Origin of the sequence: Enterobacter cloacae complex sp. P1B, assembly GCF_014982345.1 — a bacterium.
Classification (GTDB): Bacteria; Pseudomonadota; Gammaproteobacteria; order Enterobacterales; family Enterobacteriaceae; genus Enterobacter; species Enterobacter bugandensis.
In genome coordinates, this window is the sequence record NZ_JADCLF010000002.1 from 55,944 (window position 1) to 76,838 (window position 20,895).

Annotated in this window: 26 protein-coding genes; 16 read left to right on the plus strand and 10 right to left on the minus strand. The window is 55.6% G+C overall.

Going from position 1 to position 20,895, the window contains the following annotated elements:
- Nucleotides 1–60: 60 nt before the first annotated feature.
- Both yjfN and bsmA read right to left on the minus strand, forming a co-directional pair.
- Nucleotides 61–348 carry a DUF1471 family protease activator YjfN gene (yjfN, locus tag INF77_RS00880; protein WP_032644956.1) on the minus strand — a complete coding sequence of 96 codons (288 nt, stop codon included), beginning with the start codon at nucleotides 346–348 and terminating at the stop codon, nucleotides 61–63.
- Between the two features lie 136 nt (nucleotides 349–484).
- The gene (gene bsmA / locus INF77_RS00885; RefSeq protein ID WP_028015263.1) at nucleotides 485–814 is read right to left on the minus strand and encodes a biofilm peroxide resistance protein BsmA; all 330 of its coding nucleotides are present in this window, start codon (nucleotides 812–814) and stop codon (nucleotides 485–487) included.
- Nucleotides 815–951: 137 nt separating this feature from the next.
- Between bsmA and yjfP the strand changes: the two genes are divergently transcribed.
- A complete protein-coding gene (yjfP, locus tag INF77_RS00890; RefSeq protein WP_150144638.1) occupies nucleotides 952–1,674 on the plus strand; it encodes an esterase in 723 nt (240 codons plus the stop codon).
- Here the strand turns inward: yjfP and ulaR are convergent.
- Nucleotides 1,671–2,426: an HTH-type transcriptional regulator UlaR gene (ulaR, locus tag INF77_RS00895; protein ID WP_024907324.1), complete on the minus strand. Its 756-nt coding sequence runs from the start codon at nucleotides 2,424–2,426 to the stop codon at nucleotides 1,671–1,673. The genes yjfP and ulaR overlap by 4 nt on opposite strands.
- A gap of 110 nt (nucleotides 2,427–2,536) precedes the next feature.
- Nucleotides 2,537–3,601: an L-ascorbate 6-phosphate lactonase gene (gene ulaG, locus INF77_RS00900; protein WP_006810379.1), complete on the minus strand. Its 1,065-nt coding sequence runs from the start codon at nucleotides 3,599–3,601 to the stop codon at nucleotides 2,537–2,539.
- A gap of 358 nt (nucleotides 3,602–3,959) precedes the next feature.
- On the opposite strand from ulaG, the gene ulaA reads away from it, so the two are divergent.
- Genes ulaA through INF77_RS00930 form a run of 6 tightly spaced genes read left to right on the plus strand, consistent with a single transcriptional unit; the run spans nucleotide 3,960 to nucleotide 8,367 of the window.
- Nucleotides 3,960–5,360, plus strand: a complete 1,401-nt coding sequence (ulaA, locus tag INF77_RS00905) for a PTS ascorbate transporter subunit IIC (RefSeq protein ID WP_028015265.1) — start codon at nucleotides 3,960–3,962, stop codon at nucleotides 5,358–5,360.
- Nucleotides 5,361–5,372: 12 nt separating this feature from the next.
- The gene (gene ulaB / locus INF77_RS00910) at nucleotides 5,373–5,678 is read left to right on the plus strand and encodes a PTS ascorbate transporter subunit IIB (protein WP_003856022.1); all 306 of its coding nucleotides are present in this window, start codon (nucleotides 5,373–5,375) and stop codon (nucleotides 5,676–5,678) included.
- 9 nt (nucleotides 5,679–5,687) lie between these two features.
- A complete protein-coding gene (ulaC, locus tag INF77_RS00915; protein WP_045259633.1) occupies nucleotides 5,688–6,155 on the plus strand; it encodes a PTS ascorbate transporter subunit IIA in 468 nt (155 codons plus the stop codon).
- Nucleotides 6,156–6,167: 12 nt separating this feature from the next.
- Nucleotides 6,168–6,818: a 3-keto-L-gulonate-6-phosphate decarboxylase UlaD gene (gene ulaD / locus INF77_RS00920; RefSeq protein WP_023334265.1), complete on the plus strand. Its 651-nt coding sequence runs from the start codon at nucleotides 6,168–6,170 to the stop codon at nucleotides 6,816–6,818.
- Nucleotides 6,819–6,827: 9 nt separating this feature from the next.
- The gene (locus INF77_RS00925; RefSeq protein WP_063154916.1) at nucleotides 6,828–7,688 is read left to right on the plus strand and encodes an L-ribulose-5-phosphate 3-epimerase; all 861 of its coding nucleotides are present in this window, start codon (nucleotides 6,828–6,830) and stop codon (nucleotides 7,686–7,688) included.
- The gene (locus INF77_RS00930; RefSeq protein WP_047366982.1) at nucleotides 7,681–8,367 is read left to right on the plus strand and encodes an L-ribulose-5-phosphate 4-epimerase; all 687 of its coding nucleotides are present in this window, start codon (nucleotides 7,681–7,683) and stop codon (nucleotides 8,365–8,367) included. Before INF77_RS00925 ends, INF77_RS00930 begins: the two co-directional genes overlap by 8 nt.
- A 139-nt stretch (nucleotides 8,368–8,506) precedes the next feature.
- On the opposite strand, the gene yjfY is transcribed toward INF77_RS00930, so the two are convergent.
- Nucleotides 8,507–8,782, minus strand: coding sequence for a DUF1471 family protein YjfY (gene yjfY, locus INF77_RS00935; protein ID WP_041911476.1), 276 nt, complete (start codon nucleotides 8,780–8,782; stop codon nucleotides 8,507–8,509).
- 340 nt (nucleotides 8,783–9,122) lie between these two features.
- Between yjfY and rpsF the strand changes: the two genes are divergently transcribed.
- The 5 genes from rpsF (at nucleotide 9,123) to INF77_RS00960 (ending at nucleotide 11,644) form a co-directional block, all read left to right on the plus strand.
- Nucleotides 9,123–9,518 carry a 30S ribosomal protein S6 gene (gene rpsF / locus INF77_RS00940; RefSeq protein ID WP_014068637.1) on the plus strand — a complete coding sequence of 132 codons (396 nt, stop codon included), beginning with the start codon at nucleotides 9,123–9,125 and terminating at the stop codon, nucleotides 9,516–9,518.
- Nucleotides 9,519–9,524: 6 nt separating this feature from the next.
- Nucleotides 9,525–9,839: a primosomal replication protein N gene (gene priB, locus INF77_RS00945; RefSeq protein WP_028015270.1), complete on the plus strand. Its 315-nt coding sequence runs from the start codon at nucleotides 9,525–9,527 to the stop codon at nucleotides 9,837–9,839.
- Nucleotides 9,840–9,843: 4 nt separating this feature from the next.
- Nucleotides 9,844–10,071: a 30S ribosomal protein S18 gene (gene rpsR, locus INF77_RS00950; protein WP_000135199.1), complete on the plus strand. Its 228-nt coding sequence runs from the start codon at nucleotides 9,844–9,846 to the stop codon at nucleotides 10,069–10,071.
- A 41-nt stretch (nucleotides 10,072–10,112) separates the two neighbouring features.
- A complete protein-coding gene (gene rplI, locus INF77_RS00955; protein ID WP_006810372.1) occupies nucleotides 10,113–10,562 on the plus strand; it encodes a 50S ribosomal protein L9 in 450 nt (149 codons plus the stop codon).
- A 152-nt stretch (nucleotides 10,563–10,714) separates the two neighbouring features.
- Nucleotides 10,715–11,644, plus strand: a complete 930-nt coding sequence (locus INF77_RS00960) for a DMT family transporter (RefSeq protein WP_063437233.1) — start codon at nucleotides 10,715–10,717, stop codon at nucleotides 11,642–11,644.
- Nucleotides 11,645–11,690: 46 nt separating this feature from the next.
- Here INF77_RS00960 and INF77_RS00965 read toward each other — a convergent pair whose 3' ends face one another.
- The gene (locus tag INF77_RS00965; protein WP_193532127.1) at nucleotides 11,691–12,329 is read right to left on the minus strand and encodes an OapA family protein; all 639 of its coding nucleotides are present in this window, start codon (nucleotides 12,327–12,329) and stop codon (nucleotides 11,691–11,693) included.
- 233 nt (nucleotides 12,330–12,562) lie between these two features.
- Between INF77_RS00965 and fklB the strand changes: the two genes are divergently transcribed.
- Both fklB and cycA read left to right on the plus strand, forming a co-directional pair.
- Entirely contained in the window at nucleotides 12,563–13,183 is a 621-nt protein-coding gene (gene fklB, locus INF77_RS00970; protein ID WP_008502892.1) for an FKBP-type peptidyl-prolyl cis-trans isomerase, read from the plus strand.
- Nucleotides 13,184–13,495: 312 nt separating this feature from the next.
- The gene (gene cycA, locus INF77_RS00975; protein ID WP_041911474.1) at nucleotides 13,496–14,905 is read left to right on the plus strand and encodes a D-serine/D-alanine/glycine transporter; all 1,410 of its coding nucleotides are present in this window, start codon (nucleotides 13,496–13,498) and stop codon (nucleotides 14,903–14,905) included.
- A gap of 86 nt (nucleotides 14,906–14,991) precedes the next feature.
- On the opposite strand, the gene ytfE is transcribed toward cycA, so the two are convergent.
- Complete coding sequence (ytfE, locus tag INF77_RS00980; RefSeq protein ID WP_045631260.1) at nucleotides 14,992–15,654, minus strand: iron-sulfur cluster repair protein YtfE; 663 nt, start codon at nucleotides 15,652–15,654, stop codon at nucleotides 14,992–14,994.
- Between the two features lie 244 nt (nucleotides 15,655–15,898).
- On the opposite strand from ytfE, the gene INF77_RS00985 reads away from it, so the two are divergent.
- Complete coding sequence (locus tag INF77_RS00985; protein WP_045259627.1) at nucleotides 15,899–17,548, plus strand: methyl-accepting chemotaxis protein; 1,650 nt, start codon at nucleotides 15,899–15,901, stop codon at nucleotides 17,546–17,548.
- Between the two features lie 79 nt (nucleotides 17,549–17,627).
- On the opposite strand, the gene INF77_RS00990 is transcribed toward INF77_RS00985, so the two are convergent.
- From INF77_RS00990 to INF77_RS01000, 3 genes are all read right to left on the minus strand, one after another.
- Nucleotides 17,628–18,593 carry a DMT family transporter gene (locus tag INF77_RS00990; RefSeq protein ID WP_041911471.1) on the minus strand — a complete coding sequence of 322 codons (966 nt, stop codon included), beginning with the start codon at nucleotides 18,591–18,593 and terminating at the stop codon, nucleotides 17,628–17,630.
- 75 nt (nucleotides 18,594–18,668) lie between these two features.
- Nucleotides 18,669–19,493 carry an AraC family transcriptional regulator gene (locus tag INF77_RS00995; RefSeq protein WP_059357775.1) on the minus strand — a complete coding sequence of 275 codons (825 nt, stop codon included), beginning with the start codon at nucleotides 19,491–19,493 and terminating at the stop codon, nucleotides 18,669–18,671.
- Nucleotides 19,494–19,574: 81 nt separating this feature from the next.
- Complete coding sequence (locus INF77_RS01000) at nucleotides 19,575–20,423, minus strand: SDR family oxidoreductase (RefSeq protein ID WP_193532128.1); 849 nt, start codon at nucleotides 20,421–20,423, stop codon at nucleotides 19,575–19,577.
- Between the two features lie 84 nt (nucleotides 20,424–20,507).
- On the opposite strand from INF77_RS01000, the gene INF77_RS01005 reads away from it, so the two are divergent.
- On the plus strand, nucleotides 20,508–20,894 hold the full coding sequence (locus INF77_RS01005; RefSeq protein ID WP_028015279.1) for a helix-turn-helix domain-containing protein: 387 nt from the start codon (nucleotides 20,508–20,510) through the stop codon (nucleotides 20,892–20,894).
- Nucleotide 20,895 lies beyond the last annotated feature (1 nt).

A 20,895-nucleotide genomic window follows, 5' to 3' on the forward strand; every position in this document is an offset into this window, starting at 1 on the left:
GATAAAAAATTTGCAAAAACGAAAAGCCACTAAAAATAAGTGGCTTTTATCAGGAAGGATTTATACGTAGAGAATGGCCTGTACCCGCCACTGGTCGATATGGTTATCTTCCTGCATCTGGATGATGCGATACCATGACGCGCCCTGTTCATCGGCCTTTAATGCCACGATACGTTCAACGTCTTGCGGGCTCCCCGGAATGTTATTGACGGAGATCTGGCCTATTTCATTCAGACCTGTTACGCAATCCGCACTGGCGAATTCTGCTGACTGCGCGGTGGTGCTCACCAGGCCTGCAGAGAGCAACAGAGAGGTCAAAGCAAGAGTTCGTTTCATCGTCAGCTCCATTTCACATTTTTCCGGTATCCGCCGGGCAATCCTTCGCGAATAAACTCCCATTCCTTGTCGCTGGCATGGAGTTTATTGTGGACAGGAAAATGTCTATGGACGCAAAGCAGTGTAAAAGTCGTTCAAAGGTAAACCATTATTTCCGGTACAAAATGGCTTGTGAATACCACTGTCCCGTTATGATGGTTTCGTCGATCATAATAATGACGTAATAATCTGCTTTGGCAGCGACGGCTTGTGCCTTTATTGCGTCTTCTGCATCATCCGGCGAACCGCGAACGAGCGCGGAGACGGTGCCCATTCGCTGTAATCCTTCCGTCTGATTACGACGAATCTCCTGCGGATGATCGGCAACCGGGGGAGCGGGTTGCGGTGTACCCTGCAGTGCGCTACAGCCGCTGAGCAGAAACACCAGCAATAAAGCAGCAAACCTGTGCATAACCATATCTCGTTTCCTGTTAGCCATAGTGTAGTTGTCTGCGAATTTAGTTTTGGGGGAATGTTCCCGAAGTGTTATCTGGGACGTAATTTTCGAATGAAAATAGCGTCAAACCGTAATCCAGTTCTCAACATTATGAATCATTCATTCGTACAGGGTCGACAATGATTGAAATTGAAATACGCCATCTCGGCGACCATGAAATTTTACACGCTGTGCCGGCAGGGAAACGTGATAAATCGCTGCCTGTTGTGGTTTTTTATCATGGGTTTACCTCATCGAAACTGGTTTACAGTTATTTTGCAGTGGCGCTGGCTCAGGCGGGTTTTCGCGTGGTAATGCCGGATGCGCCTGACCACGGCGCGCGCTTTACGGGCAATGAGCGGGCGCGACTGGGGCAGTTCTGGCACATTCTGCACGGCAGCCTGACCGAGTTTGCCGGGTTGCGCGATGCGCTCTATGAGGCAGGGCTGGTGGCCGATAATCGGCTGGCGGTGGCCGGGGCGTCGATGGGCGGCATGACGGCGCTGGGGATTATGACGCATCATCCTGACGTGCAGTCTGTCGCCTGTCTGATGGGCTCGGGCTATTTTACCTCGCTGGCGAAGACGCTTTTCCCCCCTCAGGATTTAACGGAAATTACGCCGATGCTGGCAGAGTGGGAAGTGACCCGGGCATTGCCGCGCTTGGCCGATCGCCCGCTGCTGCTATGGCACGGTGACGCGGACGATGTTGTCCCGCCCGATGGAACCTTCCGCCTGCAGCAGGCGTTAAAGAATGAAGGACTGGACGCTAATCTGACCTGTTTGTGGGAGTCAGGCGTCCGCCACCGCATCACGCCAGCGGCGCTGGACGCCACGGTGGCTTTTTTCCGCCAGCATCTTTAAACGCGCAGGACTTTGACGCCCTGATCTTCCAGCTTCTGGAGGATCTCGGGGTTCGCCCCTTTGCCGGTGATCACCATGTCGATCTGTTCTGCGCGGCTGAACAGCATGCCTGCGCGTTCACCGACTTTGCTGCTGTCGACCAGCACAACGAGCTTGCCCACCACGTTGAGCATGTTTTGTTCCGCCATCGCGGTCAGCATATCGGTTTTATACAGGCCGTCAGCGGTCAGGCCTTTGCCGCTGGTAAACATCCAGTGCCCGGCGTAGAGACTGTTTTCGCTGTCCTGCGGGCTGAGCGTGATGGACTGGCTTTTGTTGTACTGGCCGCCCATGATCACCACGCTTTCATGTTCCTGATCGATCAGGTAGTTAGCCAGCGGCAAATAGTTGGTAATGATTTGCACCGGCTTGCCGCACATTTCACGGCCCAGCAAAAACGCCGTGGAGCCGCAGTTGATGACGACGCTCTCACCGGGGTTCACCAGCTGTGATGCCGCTCTGGCAATCCGTACTTTTTCATCGTGATTCTGCGCCTGATGAATATTCATTGGCGACCAGCGTGGACGCTGCTGGCTGATGGCTTCTGCGCCGTTGCGGACTTTTTTCAGCTTGCCGCTCTCATCCAGCTTGTTGATGTCTCGCCGCGCGGTGGCGGGGGAGATCCCTAAACGTTCGATCACTTTCTCGACGGTGATAAACCCTGTTTGCGCCAGGAGTTCCAGTAAAATTTGATGCCGTTGCGCTTCCGTCATGAGCTATTCCGATAAGAATTGATTTGAAAAGATGATATTTGAAATAGCATGAAATTACTAAAATAAATATGAAATCGCCAGACACAGGGTCTGGCGATGTGGCCTCACAATCAGAGGAAGGATTTGAACGGGAGATCTGGCTCAATGGTGAAGCAATCATCGAAGCCGCGCGGGTAGTGATACTCAAGATTGTCTTTGTCCAGCGGCCAGGTGAACTTGCCGCCTACCTGCCAGATAAAGGGCTTAAAGCCGTACTTCAGGCGGTCTTTTTTCATCTCCCACAGCACGCGGATCTCTTGCGGATCGGCCTGGAAGTTTGACCAGATATCGTGGTGGAACGGGATCACAACTTTGGTGTTGAGCGCTTCCGCCATGCGCAGCATATCGGCGCTGGTCATTTTATCCGTAATACCGCGCGGGTTTTCCCCGTACGAGCCCAGCGCCACGTCAATCTGATGTTCGTTGCCGTGCTTCGCGTAATAGTTAGAGTAGTGGGAATCACCGCTGTGATACAGGGAGCCGCCCGGCGTCTTGAACAGGTAATTCACCGCACGCTCGTCCATGCCGTCTGGCAGTACCCCAGCAGCCTTCTGGTCGGCCGGCAGGGTAATCAGCGCGGTACGGTCAAAGGCATCCAGCGCGTGGATTTCAATGTCTTTAATTTTCACCACGTCGCCAGGCTTCATCACGATGCAGCGCTCTTTCGGCACGCCCCAGCCAATCCAGAGATCTACGCAGGTTTGCGGCCCGATAAACGGTACGTCGTCCGCGCAGTTTTGCATCACCGCTGCCGCCACGTTCACGTCGATATGGTCGTTATGATCGTGAGTAGAAAGCACGGCATCGATCTGGCGAATGGCAAAAGGATCAAGCACAAACGGCGTGGTGCGCAGGTTCGGCTGGAGCTTTTCCACGCCGGCCATACGCTGCATCTGGTGGCCTTTTTTCATCAGCGGGTTACCGTGGCTCTGTTTGCCGGTGCCGCACCAGAAATCGACGCAGATATTGGCGCCGCCTTCAGATTTCAGCCAGATACCGGTGCAGCCCAGCCACCACATTGCAAACGTGCCAGGAGCAACCTGTTCCTGCTCGATCTCTTCGTTCAGCCAGCTACCCCACTCCGGAAAGGTGCTCAGAATCCATGATTCACGGGTAATGGTTTTCACTTTACTCATCGTTTTGACTCCTGGTTTAATCAAAAGTAATCACATAGTGATTCGTTATGATTAATGCTGGCACTATTTGACGTGCTTTGCAATGGTCAAAATGAGGAATTTTATCTGCGCGACTTCACGGACTCTCCACTCTTTACTTGTTAGATTATCCTGCATTAAACATTAATTTGATGAATTATAAGGATTAATTTATTTTTGTGGTGCGGTAGTGAAAATCATTACTAACAGCATGGAAATAAACTGCGTGATGCGTCACAAATAATCAAGTGCAATCTTGTGGTGATTATTTGTGATTAATAGAGTGATGGCACCAACCGCACAGGGATTGCCCCTCGTGTTCTCATTTCTGGAGAGAGTTATGGAGATCCTCTACAACGTCTTTACCGTTTTCTTTAATCAGGTAATGACCAACGCCCCGCTGTTGCTGGGTATCGTGACTTGCCTGGGGTACATCCTGCTGCGCAAAAGCGTCAGCGTGATTATTAAAGGCACCATCAAAACCATTATCGGTTTCATGCTGTTGCAGGCGGGGTCAGGCATTCTGACCAGCACGTTTAAGCCGGTCGTCGCCAAAATGTCGGAAGTGTATGGCATCAACGGCGCTATCTCTGATACGTACGCCTCAATGATGGCGACCATCGATCGCATGGGTGATGCCTATAGCTGGGTGGGGTATGCGGTGCTGCTCGCGCTGGCGCTGAACATCATTTACGTGCTCCTGCGCCGCATTACCGGCATTCGCACCATTATGCTCACCGGGCACATCATGTTCCAGCAGGCGGGGCTGATCGCGGTTTCTCTCTATATCTTCGGTTACCCAATGTGGACCACGATTATCTGCACCGCGGTGCTGGTCTCGCTCTACTGGGGTATCACCTCCAACATGATGTACAAGCCAACGCAGATCGTGACCGACGGCTGTGGCTTCTCCATCGGTCACCAGCAGCAGTTTGCCGCCTGGATTGCCTATAAAGTTGCGCCGTACCTGGGCAAAAAAGAGGAGAGTGTCGAAGACCTCAAACTGCCTGGCTGGTTGAATATCTTCCACGACAACATCGTCTCAACGGCGATTGTGATGACCCTCTTTTTCGGCGCCATTCTGCTCTCTTTCGGCATTGACGTCGTGCAGGCGATGGCGGGTAAAACCCATTGGACGGTCTATATCCTGCAGACCGGTTTCTCCTTCGCGGTAGCGATTTTCATCATCACTCAGGGCGTGCGTATGTTCGTCGCCGAGCTGTCGGAAGCCTTTAACGGCATCTCTCAGCGCCTGATCCCTGGTGCGGTACTGGCGATTGACTGTGCGGCTATCTATAGCTTTGCGCCAAACGCCGTCGTCTGGGGCTTTATGTGGGGCACCATCGGCCAGTTGATTGCGGTGGGCATCCTGGTGGGCTGCGGCTCCTCAATCCTGATCATTCCTGGCTTTATCCCGATGTTCTTCTCCAACGCCACCATTGGCGTGTTTGCGAACCACTTCGGCGGCTGGCGCGCGGCGCTCAAGATCTGCCTGGTGATGGGCATGGTGGAAATCTTCGGTTGCGTGTGGGCGGTCAAGCTCACCGGTATGAGCGCCTGGATGGGCATGGCGGACTGGTCAATTCTGGCCCCACCGATGATGCAGGGCTTTGCCTCCGTCGGTCTGGCCTTTATGGCCGTCATCATCCTGATTGCTCTGGCTTATATGTTCTTCGCTGGCCGTTCGCTGCGAGCTGAAGAAGATGCGGAAAAACAAACAGCAGAAGTGTCTGCTCATTAAGGAGTTTCGATTATGACCGTACGTATCCTGGCTGTGTGTGGCAATGGGCAAGGTAGCTCCATGATCATGAAGATGAAAGTGGACCAGTTTTTGACCCAGTCAAACATCGACCACACGGTGAACAGCTGCGCAGTGGGTGAATACAAAAGTGAACTGAACGGCGCGGACATCATCATCGCTTCAACTCATATTGCCGGTGAGATTAGCGTGTCGGGCAACAAATATGTGGTAGGCGTGCGCAACATGCTGTCGCCTGCGGATTTCGGGCCAAAACTGCTGGAAGTGATCAAAGAACACTTCCCACAAGACGTGAAGTAAGGACACCACATGAAACTACGTGATTCGCTGGCAGAGAATAACGCCATCCTTTTACAGGCCGACGCCAGCACCTGGCAGGAAGCGGTGAAGCTGAGTGTGGATCTGCTGGTTAAAGCGGACGTTGTCGAGCCGCGCTATTACCAGGCCATTCTGGATGGCGTGGCGCAGCACGGCCCCTATTTCGTGATTGCGCCGGGCCTGGCCATGCCGCACGGCCGCCCGGAAGAGGGCGTCAAGAAAACCGGTTTTGCGCTGGTGACCCTGAAAACGCCGCTGGTGTTCAACCACGAAGATAACGACCCGGTCGACATTCTCATCACCATGGCGGCCGTTGATGCCAACACCCACCAGGAGGTGGGCATCATGCAGATCGTCAACCTGTTTGATGACGAAGCCAATTTTGACCGTTTACGCGCCTGCCGCACCGCGCAGGAAGTGCTGGATTTAATTGATAACGCCACTGCGGCGGCCGTTTAAGAGGAATTGAACATGTCATTACCAATGTTGCAAGTTGCGCTGGATAACCAGACGCTGTCTCACGCTTACGAAACCACCCGCCTGATTGCGGAAGAGGTGGATATCATCGAAGTGGGGACCATTCTGTGCGTGGGCGAAGGCGTGCGCGCCGTTCGTGACCTGAAAGCGCTCTATCCGCACAAAATCGTGCTGGCGGATGCCAAGATTGCTGACGCAGGCAAAATCCTTTCCCGCATGTGCTTTGAAGCCAACGCCGACTGGGTCACCGTGATCTGCTGTGCGGATATCAACACCGCCAAAGGCGCGCTGGACGTGGCAAAAGAGTTTAACGGCGACGTGCAGATTGAACTGACCGGCTTCTGGACCTGGGAGCAGGCGCAGGAGTGGCGCGATGCGGGCATCCAGCAGGTGGTGTATCACCGCAGCCGCGATGCGCAAGCCGCAGGCGTGGCGTGGGGCGAAGCGGATATCAGCGCGATTAAGCGTCTGGCGGATATGGGCTTCAAAGTCACCGTCACCGGTGGCCTGGCGCTGGAAGATCTGCCGCTGTTCCAGGGCATCCCTATTCACGTCTTTATCGCTGGCCGCAGCATTCGCGACGCGGCATCTCCGGTGGAAGCGGCGCGTCAGTTCAAACGCTCAATCGCTCAGCTTTGGGGTTAAGGAGCGGGTATGTTGTCAAAACAGGTCCCGCTTGGCATTTATGAAAAGGCACTCCCTGCAGGGGAGTGCTGGCTGGAGCGGTTACGGCTGGCAAAACAGCTGGGTTTCGATTTTGTCGAAATGTCCGTGGATGAGACGGATGTGCGCCTTTCTCGCCTGGATTGGAGTCGCGAGCAGCGCCTGGCGCTGGTGGGCGCCATTGCCGAAACCGGCGTGCGCGTGCCGTCCATGTGTCTGAGCGCCCACCGCCGTTTTCCGCTCGGCAGTGAAGACGATGCCGTGCGCGCTGAAGGGCTGGAGATCATGCGCAAAGCCATTCGTTTTGCGCAGGATGTCGGCATCCGCGTGATCCAGCTGGCGGGTTACGACGTCTACTATCAGGAAGCCAACGACGAAACGCGCCGTCGTTTCCGTGACGGCCTGAAAGAGAGCGTTGAGATGGCAAGCCGCGCGCAGGTCACGCTGGCGATGGAGATCATGGACTACCCGTTGATGAACTCCATCAGCAAGGCGCTGGGCTATGCGCACTATCTGAATAACCCCTGGTTCCAGCTTTATCCGGATATCGGCAATCTGTCGGCCTGGGATAACGACGTGCAGATGGAGCTGCAGGCGGGCATCGGGCATATCGTTGCGGTGCACGTCAAAGATACCCGCCCTGGCGTGTTTAAAAACGTACCGTTCGGCACCGGGGTGGTGGATTTCGAACGGTGCTTCGAGACGCTCAAACAGACAGGTTATTGCGGGCCTTATCTGATTGAGATGTGGAGCGAAACGTCAGACGATCCGGCTGCGGAAGTGGCAAAAGCGCGGGACTGGGTGCGCGAGCGTATGGCGCGCGCGGGGTTACTGGAGGCTGAACATGCTTAAGCTGAAACAGCAGGTCTTTGAGGCCAATATGGATCTGCCGCGCTATGGCCTGGTAACGTTCACCTGGGGCAACGTGAGCGCCATCGACCGAGAACAAGGTCTGGTGGTGATCAAGCCGAGCGGCGTGGCGTATGAAACCATGAAAGCGGACGATATGGTTGTGGTCGACCTCGAAGGAAACGTCGTTGAGGGCAAATGGCGTCCTTCTTCTGATACGGCGACCCATCTGGCGCTGTACCAGCGTTATCCATCGCTGGGTGGCGTTGTGCATACCCACTCCACGCACGCCACCGCCTGGGCACAGGCGGGGCTGGCGATTCCGGCGCTGGGAACAACGCATGCGGACTACTTCTTTGGCGACATCCCCTGCACGCGCGCATTAACGCAGGCTGAAGTAGAAGGGGAGTACGAACGCAACACCGGCAAGGTGATTATTGAAACGCTGGGTGAAACTGAACCGCTGCATACGCCGGGTATTGTGGTCTATCAGCACGGCCCGTTCGCCTGGGGAAAAGATGCCCACGACGCCGTTCATAATGCGGTTGTCATGGAGGAAGTGGCGCGCATGGCGTGGATTGCCCGCGACATTAATCCACAGCTTCAGGGCATTGACGATTACCTGATGAACAAGCATTTCATGCGCAAGCACGGCCCGAATGCCTACTACGGGCAGAAGTGAATAAGTGCTCTGGAATACCGAAAACAGTTGTAACCGGTGGTATTCCGGAGCCATTCATAAAAAAAAGCCCCCGGACAGGGGGCAACGTCAACTATGGCTATGTTCTCGTTGTTGGCTTTCCTGGTGCTAGCGTTAAGGGTTACCGGTAGATATCTGCACTGGCGTGCATATTGCCGTTGCTGCCGGGCTCACGGGTTAACATCACGTGGTAATAGGTTGCGCCCTGGGCATCGGTCTCTTCATTTAGTGCCCGATCTGCTTCGCTTTCAGTGGCGAAATTATGATTGATATAGATTACGCCTAAGCTATGCACATCATCCATGTTTCTGGCCTGCCGGCCGTCTATTTTGATGGCTGCCATCGCGTTTGCACTGAGCAAAAGCGCCGCCATTATGGCTACTGCGATTTTTTTCATGATATGCGCTCCACGACTGCGTGCTGTGTGAGGGGAATACTCCTTCTTTAATTCAGCTAATCTCTGATTAAAGTGTAATCATTCCTCCGGCGGGGATGCGTGACCATTTCTGATGCAGTTGTTCAAAAAAACAACGCTTCCTGATGCGATTAATTTTAAATCACCCACTTAGACCAGCTTTACGCTTTGTGCGAATTATTTGTGCAATCAGCTTGAGTTTCCTGGGGGGGGCAAGTATTATGACGCGTCAATTTTTCAGCCGACCTTTAACACGTTCCTTGCCTCCCCGGGCCTCGGCTGACCCAGACAGGAGGCTGAATAATCCGTAAGGAGCAATTCGATGCGTCATTACGAAATCGTTTTTATGGTCCATCCTGACCAGAGCGAACAGGTTCCGGGTATGATCGAGCGTTACTCTGCTGCCATCACTGGTGCAGAAGGTACGATCCACCGTCTGGAAGACTGGGGCCGCCGTCAGCTGGCTTACCCGATCAACAAACTGCACAAAGCACACTACGTTCTGATGAACGTTGAAGCGCCGCAGGAAGTGATCGATGAGCTGGAAACTACCTTCCGCTTCAACGATGCCGTTATCCGCAGCATGGTTATGCGTACCAAAAACGCAGTTACCGAAGCATCTCCGATGGTTAAAGCGAAAGACGAGCGCCGTGAGCGTCGCGATGATTTCGCAAACGAAACCGCAGATGATTCTGATGCTGGGGATTCTGAAGAGTAATTTCTGATGACCAACCGTCTGGCGTTGTCCGGCATCGTATGCAGGGCTCCCCTTCGAAAGGTCAGTCCATCAGGAATTCCGCATTGCCAGTTCGTGCTTGAGCATCGTTCTGTGCAAGAGGAAGCCGGGTTTCACCGGCAGGCGTGGTGCCAAATGCCCGTTATTATTAGCGGACACGAAAACCAGGCCATTACTCACAGTTTAACGGTCGGTAGCGCAGTAATCGTTCAGGGGTTCATCTCTTGCCACAAGGCAAAGAACGGCCTGAGCAAAATGGTTCTGCATGCCGAGCAGATTGATTTGATAGATACTGGAGACTAGCCATATGGCACGTTATTTCCGTCGTCGCAAGTTCTGCCGTTTCACCGCGGAAGGCGTTCAAGAGATCGACTATAAAGATATCGCAACGCTGAAAAACTACATCACCGAAAGCGGTAAGATTGTCCCAAGCCGTATCACCGGTACTCGTGCAAAATATCAGCGTCAGCTGGCTCGCGCTATCAAACGCGCTCGCTACCTGTCCCTGCTGCCGTACACTGATCGTCATCAGTAATCGGGCACGGTCCATTAATACGACTTTAAGAGGATAAGGTAATGCAAGTTATTCTGCTTGATAAAGTAGCAAACCTGGGCAGCCTGGGTGATCAGGTTAACGTTAAAGCGGGCTACGCTCGTAACTTCCTGGTTCCACAGGGTAAAGCTGTTCCAGCTACTAAGAAAAACGTAGAGTTTTTCGAAGCACGTCGCGCTGAACTGGAAGCCAAACTGGCTGACGTTCTGGCGGCTGCTAACGCTCGCGCTGAAGCAATCAACGCACTGGGCACTGTTACCATCGCTTCCAAAGCTGGCGACGAAGGTAAACTGTTCGGTTCCATCGGTACCCGCGATATCGCTGATGCAGTTACTGCAGCAGGCGTTAAAGTGGCTAAGAGCGAAGTTCGCATGCCGAACGGCGTTCTGCGTACCACTGGTGAGCACGAAGTTGACTTCCAGGTTCACAGCGAAGTGTTCGCTAAACTGGTTGTTAACGTTGTAGCTGAGTAATTTTTTACTCTGCTCGCGTCGAAGCGCCGGCCTTGTGCCGGCGTTTTGCTATTTAAAGCTACCGGAAATTCTCTTTTTATCTCGTATGGTAGCTATTCCTGACGCATTCTCTGATAATAAATTGAAACGCAATTTTATTTATGAGATTTGTCATGGATACCGCTCTGCCCACGCCCGTCTTTGCCCGTCGACATGTGGCCTACGCCTGCGCCACGCTCTGCTGCCTGCTTTGGGGGAGCTCGTACCCGGCCATTAAAAATGGCTACGAACTCTTTCAGATCGCGACCGATGATATTCCGTCCAAAGTCGTTTTTGCCGGATACCGTTTTCTGTTTGCCGGTGCCTTGCTGCTGCTGTTTGCGCTGGCCCAGCGCAAACCGATTGGCAGGCTCACGCCCGCGCAGTTTGGCCAGCTCACGATCCTCGGGCTGACCCAGACCACCATTCAGTACACATTCTTCTATATAGGACTGGCCTACACGACGGGGGTAAACGGCTCAATCATGAACGCCACCGGGACTTTCTTCAGCGTACTGCTGGCGCACTTTATCTACCACAATGACAAACTCAGCTATAACAAAACGCTGGGCTGTATTCTTGGGTTTGCCGGGGTGATGCTGGTGAACTTTCACAGTGGGTTAAGCGATTTCCAGTTTATCTGGAAAGGCGACGGTTTTGTGGTGCTGGCGGCTTTTATTCTCTCTGCCGCCACGCTTTACGGGAAACGTATTTCCCAGACCGTCGACCCAACGGTGATGACCGGCTGGCAGCTGGCGATAGGCGGGGCTGCACTGGTTGCGGGAGGTTATGCCACGGGCGGAACGCTGGAAGTGCACAGCATGAAGGCCGTTGCGGTGCTGGGGTATCTGACGCTGCTCTCATCGGTGGCGTTCGCCCTGTGGAGCGCGCTGCTGAAAGTGAACCGGGTAAGCATGATTGCTCCGTTCAACTTTGTCATTCCTGTTGCAGGGACGGTGCTTTCCGCCATTTTCCTCGGCGAAAACATTCTGGATATCAAATACGCGATTGCGCTGGTGCTGGTCTGCTCGGGGATCTGGTGGGTGAATAAACGGAGTGCCTGAGAACAAAAGTGCCGGGTGGCGGCTTCGCCTTACCCGGCATACGCCATTAACGTGCTCTGATGAAACTGCCGTCCGGCTGGCGGGTAAACAGCACCTGCTGCCCATTTCCGGTATCAATGGTCAGCCCAGTGACCACCCCGCTGGCGTTCTGGCGAATCTGCACCATCTGGCCGTTCTGTAAGTTGCTTAGCGGTTTACCTGCGCCTTCCACTTTTGCCATGGCATACACGTCGGTCGGCGGCAGGTTGTGGTCGCGGAAAAGCTGTGCCAGGGTTTTGCCCGGCTCCACGCGATAGGAACGCCACTGCTGCTCAATGCCGGTCGGCTGCTGGGTTTGCGGCTCAGACGGCGCTGCGGCCTGCTCCTGTTCATCCTGAACGGGTTCGGGTTCAACAGGCGCGACCTGACCCGGATCGTTAGACGGGGTTACCAGCTGCGTCTGCATCGGCTGCGCGTCAGGCTGCGACCGCGTTTGCGACTGAAGATCCAGCTGCGCATTGCGGGTGACCGGCGCGGTATCAACATCATCACCGCCGGAAGGAAGCAGGAAGCCCACGATCACCATCAGCGCACCAATGATGATCCCCCTGCGGTGCAGAGGAGGCAGCGGGTCCATAATGCGAAAATTATCCGGCGCCTGCCAGATTTTCGCCAGGGTAGGTTTCAGTTCAAATCGCCCGGGCATGGCTCTCCTCCTGCTCCGCGTCTTTTATATCCTGTGCTTCGAAGTATAGTTCGCTAACTGCCTGAACGACGTAGCAAACCGGACATCCGTGACATCAGTTCGGGATTAATCCTGGTTGTCTCTATTGTTTCTGTTTCGTCGCGGTTTGTCACCTTAACTTCAGACAAAGTTTTACCCATAAGGGCATGGCTGATATGCTGCCCGCTACTTTAAATGTGATGGAAGGAAAACCCATGACCACCCCGACTTTTGACACTATCGAAGCGCAGGCAAGTTACGGTATCGGCTTGCAGGTAGGACAGCAGCTGAGCGAATCCGGCCTGGAAGGTCTGTTACCTGAAGCGCTGGTGGCGGGTATCGCTGATGCGCTGGAAGGCAAACAGCCTGCCGTTCCGGTTGACGTTGTGCATCGTGCGCTGCGTGAAATCCACGAACGTGCTGACGCCGTGCGTCGCGCGCGCTTCGAAGAGATGGCAGCCGAAGGCGTGAAATATCTGGAAGAGAACCGCGAGCGCGAAGGCGTGAACAGCACCGAATCCGGCCTGCAGTTCCGCGTGATCAACCAGGGCGACGGCGCTATCCCGGCGCGTACCGACCACGTTCGCGTGCACTACACCGGTAAGCTGATCGACGGTACCGTGTTCGACAGCTCCGTGGCGCGCGGCGAACCGGCTGAGTTCCCGGTCAACGGCGTAATTGCGGGCTGGATCGAAGCCCTGACCCTGATGCCAGTGGGTTCCAAATGGGAACTGACCATCCCGCACAACCTGGCTTACGGCGAGCGTGGCGCTGGCGCGTCCATCCCGCCATTCAGCACCCTGGTCTTTGAAGTCGAGCTGCTGGAAATCCTGTAATCGACTTTTCTTATTTCCTCTCTCCGCCCGGGGAGAGGAAAATAGTGATAAAACCCATAGTTACGACGGAATCAACATTTTATCTTGCAAACGAAACTGTTGCGTGTATTTTTGTGAGCTGTTTCGCGCTGTATGAGTGATATGACACTCACTTTCAACATATTATTAACATAATATCTAAATCATAGTATTCATCCCGCCGATTCTTACCTAATATCGATAAACCCTTACGAAGGGACCGTCATTTATTTGACGTTTTTAAAGGCCAGAAGAGCCTTAACAACACAGACAGGCATAAACAGGAAAAATTACATGGTAGATCAGGTCAAAGTCGCCGCTGCAGAAGAGGCGACGTCTGAACAGTCGCTACGGCGCAATCTCACAAACCGTCATATACAGCTTATCGCCATCGGCGGTGCCATCGGCACCGGGCTGTTTATGGGGTCGGGCAAAACCATCAGTCTTGCCGGGCCGTCGATCATCTTCGTTTATATGATCATCGGTTTTATGCTCTTCTTCGTGATGCGCGCAATGGGTGAATTGCTGCTCTCGAACCTCGAATACAAATCCTTCAGCGACTTCGCGTCGGACCTGCTCGGCCCGTGGGCGGGCTACTTTACCGGCTGGACCTACTGGTTCTGCTGGGTGGTCACCGGCATGGCGGACGTCGTGGCGATTACCGCTTACGCGCAGTTCTGGTTCCCGGGGCTGTCGGACTGGGTCGCCTCGCTGGCGGTGATTATTCTGCTGCTGAGCCTCAACCTCGCCACCGTGAAAATGTTCGGTGAGATGGAGTTCTGGTTCGCGATGATCAAGATTGTCGCTATCGTAGGGCTGATTGTGGTGGGCCTGGTGATGGTCCTGACGCACTTCCAGTCGCCAACGGGCGTTCAGGCGTCCTTCACCCATCTGTGGAATGACGGCGGCTGGTTCCCGAAAGGCATCAGCGGCTTCTTTGCGGGCTTCCAGATTGCGGTGTTTGCGTTTGTGGGGATTGAGCTTGTCGGAACGACCGCTGCGGAAACCAAAGATCCGGAGAAGTCCCTGCCGCGCGCCATCAACTCCATACCGGTGCGTATCATCATGTTCTACGTCTTCGCGCTGATCATCATTATGTCCGTGACGCCGTGGAGCTCCGTGGTGCCCAGCAAGAGCCCGTTCGTTGAGCTGTTCGTGCTGGTAGGGCTGCCTGCTGCGGCGAGCCTGATTAACTTCGTGGTGCTGACCTCTGCGGCCTCTTCCGCGAACAGCGGCGTGTTCTCAACCAGCCGTATGCTGTTTGGTCTGGCGCAGGAGGGCGTAGCGCCGAGCGCCTTTGCGAAACTCTCTAAACGTGCCGTACCGGCGAAAGGGCTGACCTTCTCCTGCATGTGCCTGCTGGGTGGCGTGGTGATGCTCTACGTGAACCCAAGCGTAATTGGCGCGTTTACCATGATCACCACGGTGTCGGCGATCCTGTTCATGTTCGTCTGGACCATTATCCTGTGCTCGTACCTCGTGTACCGCAAACAGCGTCCGCACCTGCATGAGAAGTCGATCTACAAGATGCCGCTGGGCAAGCTGATGTGCTGGGTGTGCATGGCGTTCTTCGTGTTCGTGCTGGTGCTGCTGACGCTCGAAGATGACACCCGTCAGGCGCTGATCGTCACGCCGCTGTGGTTTATCGCGCTGGGGCTGGGCTGGCTGTTTATCGGTAAGAAACGGATGGCAGGAATGCGTTAAGCATGTTGCCGGGTGGCGCTGACGCTTACCCGGCCTATGTTCGAGGACGTTGTAGGCCCGGTAAGCGCTAGCGCCACCGGGCTTTTTTATTCCCCCGCCAATGCCCGCGGGAACAGCACGTTATTCTCAAGGCTGATGTGCTCCATCAGGTCATCAATCATCTCGTTAATGCCGTTGTACATCGCTTTCCAGGTGGTGCACGCTTCCGGCGGCGGCGTGACGTTGTTAGTGGTGTGTTTGATCACATCCAGCAGTTCGCCCGCGTCATCGTGCTCGCTTTCCATTACGCTGATAGGCCCCATCGCCTGGCTTCCCATTCCCTGTTTGATCATCGGGAAGAGGATCTGCTCTTCTTTCATCATGTGGCTGGAAAGCTCTTCATGCAGCATGGTCAGGTATTTTGCCAGACCGCGCGGCACGGAAGGCTTGTCGGCATGTACGCGCTCAACTTTCGTTGCCTGCAGGATCAGCTCAGGCAGCTGTTCACGGTGGCGGTCGTGGTAACGCACGATGATATGGTCGATGATTTCCGTGAGCGGGGCGGTGCGCCAGTCTTTTTCAACAGGCTGTTCGGCCAGCAGCGCCAGCTCCGCTTCGATAGCCTCCACGTCCAGTTCCTTGCGCGAGGCCGCCCGCGCCAGCGTTTGCTTACCGCCGCAGCAGTAATCCATATCGTATTTACGGAACAGCGCGGAAGCGCGAGGGATGGAGAGCGCCAGCTCGCCGAGGGGTTGGTCGCGAAAGGCCATAGCAGTTACCTCGTCATTAAAAATATAAGATGCATGTTAAATGCATCTTTAAGGCGGCGCTATAACCCTTTAGAGGGAAGGGAGAAAGTGCGACACGGATCACAAAAAAATGTCCCGTTTAACTCCCTGAATGGATTTAGGAAAGTGGTTTAGAAAGTTTTTAAAGGTGGAGAAACAGTAAACAACCCGCCGCGCGTGCCGATAGATACACGTCAGACAAACCTGCATATAACAAAGGCAACGTATGTTTAAACGTATTAAAGTCATTACTCTTCTTATTTCGGTGCTGCTTGTGCTCGGCATCATGCAAGTGATTTCCGCGGGTATCTTTATCAACGCGCTGAATAACGATAAAGACAACTTCACCGTGTCGCAGCTTTCCAGCCAGAACGTGGCGGAATTTACCGACGCCTGGATCAGCCTGAACCAGGCGCGCGTCACACTAAACCGCGGGATGCTGCGTCTGCAAAGCAGCATGGCCTCTCAGATTAACGGCGGACAGCTGAACGAGCTGGTTAACACCGCGAAAAATCTGCTGGCCAATGCGCAGGTCCATTACGACAAATACTACGCCCTGCCGAATACCCCGGGTCTGGATGAGAACCTGGCCGATCGGCTGGAAGAGCAGTACCGCATCTACTCCGCCACGTTGACGCAAATGAACGTTCTGCTGGGCCAGGGCAACCTGGAAGATATGTTCAAACAGAATGCCGAACAGAAGCAGACGGCAATGCAAAAGGTCTATCGCGAGTGGCGCGAGGCGCAGGCTGCGCTCACCAGTAAAGGCATTCAGGATAACGAAAGCGACTACAAGCGCATCCTGTGGATCCTTTCTGCCGTCATGATCCTCGTCATTGCGGTGATTATCTCCAGCTGGATCGCCATGCGCCGGGTGCTGCTGCTGCCGCTGGAAGAGGTGATCAACCATATCCGCGCCATCGCGGCAGGGGATTTAACCCAGCCGATTCAGGCTGAAGGCAAAAACGAAATGGCTATCCTGGCGCGCAACGTTCAGGAGATGCAAACCTCGCTGGCGAACACCGTGGGCGTGGTGCGTGAAGGCGCGGATACCATCTACACCGGTGCCGGTGAAATCTCGGCGGGCAGCAACGACCTCTCTTCCCGTACCGAGCAGCAGGCCGCATCTCTGGAAGAGACGGCAGCCAGCATGGAACAGCTGACCGCCACCGTGAAGCAGAACGCGGATAACGCGCGTCAGGCGTCTCGTCTGGCGCTGGATGCCTCCTCAACCGCGAAGAAGGGCGGTAACGTGGTGGAAGGCGTGGTGCGCACCATGGACGAGATCGCCACCAGCTCCAGTAAAATCGCGCAAATTACTAACGTTATCGACGGCATTGCCTTCCAGACCAACATTCTGGCGCTGAACGCGGCGGTGGAAGCGGCGCGTGCGGGCGAGCAGGGCCGTGGCTTTGCGGTGGTTGCAGGAGAAGTACGCACGCTTGCCCAGCGCAGCGCCCAGGCGGCGAAAGAGATTAAGGCGCTGATCGATGATTCCGGCGAACGCGTCAACGCGGGTTCTCAGCTGGTGAACGAAGCGGGCGCGACGATGGCGGAAATCGTTAACGCGGTTACCCGCGTGACCGACATCATGGGCGAAATTGCCTCTGCCTCTGACGAGCAGAGCCGCGGTATCGACCAGGTGGGTCAGGCGGTAGCCGAGATGGACCGCGTGACCCAGCAGAACGCCTCGCTGGTGGAGGAGTCTGCGGCGGCAGCGGCGGCGCTGGAAGATCAGGCCGCACGCCTGAACGAAGCGGTAGCGGTGTTCAAAATAACGCGTAATCAGGCGGTCAAAGCGGCACCGGTGAAAACCTATGTGCCAAAAGCGCAGCCAGCAGCGACGGCGTCTGAAGCGAACTGGGAAACGTTTTAAAGGCTTGCCCGGTGGCGGCTACGCCTTACAAGACCTACTGTTTTGTAGGCCCTGCAAGCGTAGCGCCGCTGGGCATGACTCACATCTCCGAAGCCGGAACGACCCTCGGTTTTTCCGGCTTCGCTCTTACCGCCATCACCACTCCCACCACCAGCAGCGCGATCCCGCAGGCCGTTAACAGCGGCGGCACGCTCTGGCGCATCAGGAAGGTGTACAGCAGCCCGGCCAGGGTTTCGAACACAATCAGCGGCCCTAAGATCACCGTCGGCAGCTTCTGGCTGGCAATGTTCCAGCACAGCGCGCCCACCCAGGAGCACAGCACCGCAATCGCAACCATTAAGCCAATAAAGACCCAGGGTCTTGGCCCGAAGGGCTGGGCAAACTCCGGCTGCTGATGACCCAGCCAGAGGCATGCGCCGGCATACCCCACTAACGAGACGGGGAGCGTGACCAGCGCCTGCGCCGTTGCCCACATCATCGGGTGTTTGTCCGGGTTCTCCCGCAGCCAGCGCGCATTGCGCAGGGCGTACCAGGCCCAGCACGCGACCGAGATGAACGCTAAAACGATCCCCGAACCGTAACGCCATAAGCTGAAGTCTGCCAGGCCGTGGCGCAGCTCGGCGATATTGACGCACACCAGCCCCACGGCGGTGCAGGCCAGGGCGGGTATCATTTTCGACCACGCCAGCTTGCCGTCCCGATGGCTATAAAGCAGATTCGCGAAGATGGGGATGACCACCGGCAGCGTGCCGATAATCATGGTCGACACCGGCGCTCCGGTTCGCTGAATGGCGCTTGCCAGGCAGACGTAATAGATGAGATTGCCCATCATGGTCAGCGCCAGCGCGGTGCCCCAGTCCTGACGGCTGAGCTGTCGCAAGCGCGTACGCCCCAGCCATGCCAGAGGAAGGGCAATCAGCCCGAGCGCCAGATAACGTCCGGTAGACTGCAATATCGCCGGGTATTCCGGCACGATCAGAGGGCCGACAAAGATCAGCCCCCACATCAGACCTGCAAGCAGGGCATACAACACGCCGCTAATCATTTTTCCATCCACATTGATTTACTCTGCACTCAGTCTAGAAGGGGGAAACGCGCGCGTATTGTATGAGATTGCGCATTAGCGCCGGGTGACCTGTTTCTGGTAGCGCACGGGCGTAATGCCGTAGCGGCGGGTGAAGGCGCGGGTTAAATGCGACTGGTCGGTCAGCCCCGTTGCGGCGGCGACTTCGGCGGCGGGCATACCGTGGGTGAGAAACGCCTTGGCGCGCCACAGGCGGATGGCCATCAACATCTGGTGCGGCGTAACGTGAAAATGGGCTTTAAACTGTCGCTGGAAATGGTACGGGCTGAGCGAGACAACGTTCGCCAGTTCGTCCAGCGTCAGGGCGTGCATATAGTTGTCGTGCAAATACTCGCGCACGCGCTCGAAACGGTGTGCGCCTTCCTGAACCACCGGCGCGTGATGGGCTAGCGGCTGAAAGGTCTCGATCAGATCCAGCAATAAGCCTTTTTGCGCCAGCGGATCGTCCGTATGCCACAGGCCGTAAATTAGCCTGCCGATCTGCTGAGAGCGCTGCGGGTCGTAACGGGTTACGTCGCTGAACCACCAGTGGCGCAGGCCGGTTACCTCTTCCAGAAGATCGGGTTCGATGTAGACCATCCGGTAGCGCCAGCCGTCTTCGGTCGCGGACTCCCCGGTATGGATCTCGTCCGGGTTCATGGTAACAACGGATTTTTCAGGTGCGAGATGCTGGGTGCCGCGATAGCGAAAGCGTTCGGCGCCGGTTTCGATGGTGCCGATGCCGAAGGCTTCATGGGTGTGGGGCTCAAAGGCGTAGTCAGAGATATGCGCGTGATAGAGTTCAAGGCCCGGCAGCTGCGCCAGATGGCGAAAGCGCGCGCTGTCTCTCTCGTCAGTAAACTGTTCCGGTACGCCTTGCACGATGAGCCTCCTCATGGGTCATCACTACATTATCAGAGATGACCCGAGGGGATGCCACAAAAAATAACCAATCCGTAACAATTACAGAATGGCTTTGACGCTCTCCGCCAGCGGTGTAGTCGGGCGGCCAATCAGCTTGCTCAGGGTACGGCTGTCGTCAAACAGGCCGCCTTTGGACGCGCCCACGTCGGAGTCCGCCAGCATATCCGCCAGCCCAGCGGGTAAACCCACGCTCTTCAATGCGGCTGCAAAGTCCGCTTCGCTCAGGTTTTGATACGCCACAGGTTTACCGCTCTGCTTGCTCAGTTCCGCCGCCAGCTCGCTCAATGTCCAGCCGCGGTCGCCTGCCAGTTCGTATACCTTGCCCGCATGACCCTCTTCAGCGATCACTTTGGCTGCCGCCGCTGCATAGTCTGCGCGGGTGGCAGAGGCAATTTTGCCTTCGCCTGCGGCACCAATGAATACGCCGTGTTCCAGCGCAGGCGGCGCGCTCGCCAGGTAGTTTTCGGTGTACCAGCCGTTGCGCAGCAGGGCGTATGGCACGCCAGATTCTGCCAGCGCTTTCTCGGTTTCGACATGTTCAACGTGCAGACCCAGCGGTGATTTATCCGCGTGCAGCAGGCTGGTGTAGGCGATAAATTTCACGCCTGCCGCTTTGGCGGCGTTGATAACGTTCTGGTGCTGGGTCGCGCGCTGGCCCACTTCGCTGGAGGAGATGAGCAGCAGCTTTTCCACGCCGCTCAGCGCGGCAGTAAAGGCGGCCTTATCGGTGTAATCCGCCTGACGAACCACAATACCCTGGTTGCTTAACGCTTCAGCTTTCGCCGGGTTACGAACAATGGCAACAATCTGGTTTGCTGGAACGGTTTTCAGCAGTTCTTCAATAACGTGCTGGCCAAGCTGGCCGGTAGCGCCGGTAATCGCGATCATGATAAATCTCCTTCGTGTTTGTCTGGTGTTGTGGCACACTATCACCATAGCTAACTTTTAGTAAGTACGTACAAAAAGGTAAGTATGAAAAAAACGATCCCAACGCTCAGCGAGCAAATGCGCGATGGCAATCTCTTCGCGGAACAGTGCCCCTCACGGGAGGTGCTTAAACACGTTACCAGCCGCTGGGGCGTGCTGATCCTGCTGGCTCTGCGCGGAGGAACGCACCGTTTTAGCGAGCTGCGCCATAAAATGGGCGGGGTGAGCGAAAAGATGCTGTCCCAGTCGCTTCAGGCGCTGGAGCAGGACGGGTTTGTCGATCGCGTGTCGTATCCGGTCGTGCCGCCGCACGTCGAGTATAGCCTGACACCGATGGGCATTGAGGTGAGCGAGAAAGTCGCCGCGCTGGCGGACTGGATTGAAGTCAATACGCCGAAGGTGATGGCGAATCGGGATGAGCGTGCGGCGTAAA

Bases quoted from the DNA above. Each gene is read 5' to 3' on its own strand.
- ulaD (WP_023334265.1), top strand. From the start codon at position 6,168: ATGTCATTACCAATGTTGCAAGTTGCGCTGGATAACCAGACGCTGTCT.
- INF77_RS00965 (WP_193532127.1), bottom strand. From the start codon at position 12,329: ATGCCCGGGCGATTTGAACTGAAACCTACCCTGGCGAAAATCTGGCAG.
- ulaC (WP_045259633.1), top strand. From the start codon at position 5,688: ATGAAACTACGTGATTCGCTGGCAGAGAATAACGCCATCCTTTTACAG.
- priB (WP_028015270.1), top strand. From the start codon at position 9,525: ATGACCAACCGTCTGGCGTTGTCCGGCATCGTATGCAGGGCTCCCCTT.
- rplI (WP_006810372.1), top strand. From the start codon at position 10,113: ATGCAAGTTATTCTGCTTGATAAAGTAGCAAACCTGGGCAGCCTGGGT.
- yjfN (WP_032644956.1), bottom strand. From the start codon at position 348: ATGGAGCTGACGATGAAACGAACTCTTGCTTTGACCTCTCTGTTGCTC.
- INF77_RS00985 (WP_045259627.1), top strand. From the start codon at position 15,899: ATGTTTAAACGTATTAAAGTCATTACTCTTCTTATTTCGGTGCTGCTT.
- INF77_RS00960 (WP_063437233.1), top strand. From the start codon at position 10,715: ATGGATACCGCTCTGCCCACGCCCGTCTTTGCCCGTCGACATGTGGCC.
- ulaG (WP_006810379.1), bottom strand. From the start codon at position 3,601: ATGAGTAAAGTGAAAACCATTACCCGTGAATCATGGATTCTGAGCACC.
- INF77_RS01005 (WP_028015279.1), top strand. From the start codon at position 20,508: ATGAAAAAAACGATCCCAACGCTCAGCGAGCAAATGCGCGATGGCAAT.
- yjfY (WP_041911476.1), bottom strand. From the start codon at position 8,782: ATGAAAAAAATCGCAGTAGCCATAATGGCGGCGCTTTTGCTCAGTGCA.
- INF77_RS01000 (WP_193532128.1), bottom strand. From the start codon at position 20,423: ATGATCGCGATTACCGGCGCTACCGGCCAGCTTGGCCAGCACGTTATT.
- bsmA (WP_028015263.1), bottom strand. From the start codon at position 814: ATGGCTAACAGGAAACGAGATATGGTTATGCACAGGTTTGCTGCTTTA.
- ytfE (WP_045631260.1), bottom strand. From the start codon at position 15,654: ATGGCCTTTCGCGACCAACCCCTCGGCGAGCTGGCGCTCTCCATCCCT.
- ulaR (WP_024907324.1), bottom strand. From the start codon at position 2,426: ATGACGGAAGCGCAACGGCATCAAATTTTACTGGAACTCCTGGCGCAA.
- cycA (WP_041911474.1), top strand. From the start codon at position 13,496: ATGGTAGATCAGGTCAAAGTCGCCGCTGCAGAAGAGGCGACGTCTGAA.
- INF77_RS00990 (WP_041911471.1), bottom strand. From the start codon at position 18,593: ATGATTAGCGGCGTGTTGTATGCCCTGCTTGCAGGTCTGATGTGGGGG.
- ulaA (WP_028015265.1), top strand. From the start codon at position 3,960: ATGGAGATCCTCTACAACGTCTTTACCGTTTTCTTTAATCAGGTAATG.
- rpsR (WP_000135199.1), top strand. From the start codon at position 9,844: ATGGCACGTTATTTCCGTCGTCGCAAGTTCTGCCGTTTCACCGCGGAA.
- INF77_RS00925 (WP_063154916.1), top strand. From the start codon at position 6,828: ATGTTGTCAAAACAGGTCCCGCTTGGCATTTATGAAAAGGCACTCCCT.
- yjfP (WP_150144638.1), top strand. From the start codon at position 952: ATGATTGAAATTGAAATACGCCATCTCGGCGACCATGAAATTTTACAC.
- rpsF (WP_014068637.1), top strand. From the start codon at position 9,123: ATGCGTCATTACGAAATCGTTTTTATGGTCCATCCTGACCAGAGCGAA.
- fklB (WP_008502892.1), top strand. From the start codon at position 12,563: ATGACCACCCCGACTTTTGACACTATCGAAGCGCAGGCAAGTTACGGT.
- ulaB (WP_003856022.1), top strand. From the start codon at position 5,373: ATGACCGTACGTATCCTGGCTGTGTGTGGCAATGGGCAAGGTAGCTCC.
- INF77_RS00930 (WP_047366982.1), top strand. From the start codon at position 7,681: ATGCTTAAGCTGAAACAGCAGGTCTTTGAGGCCAATATGGATCTGCCG.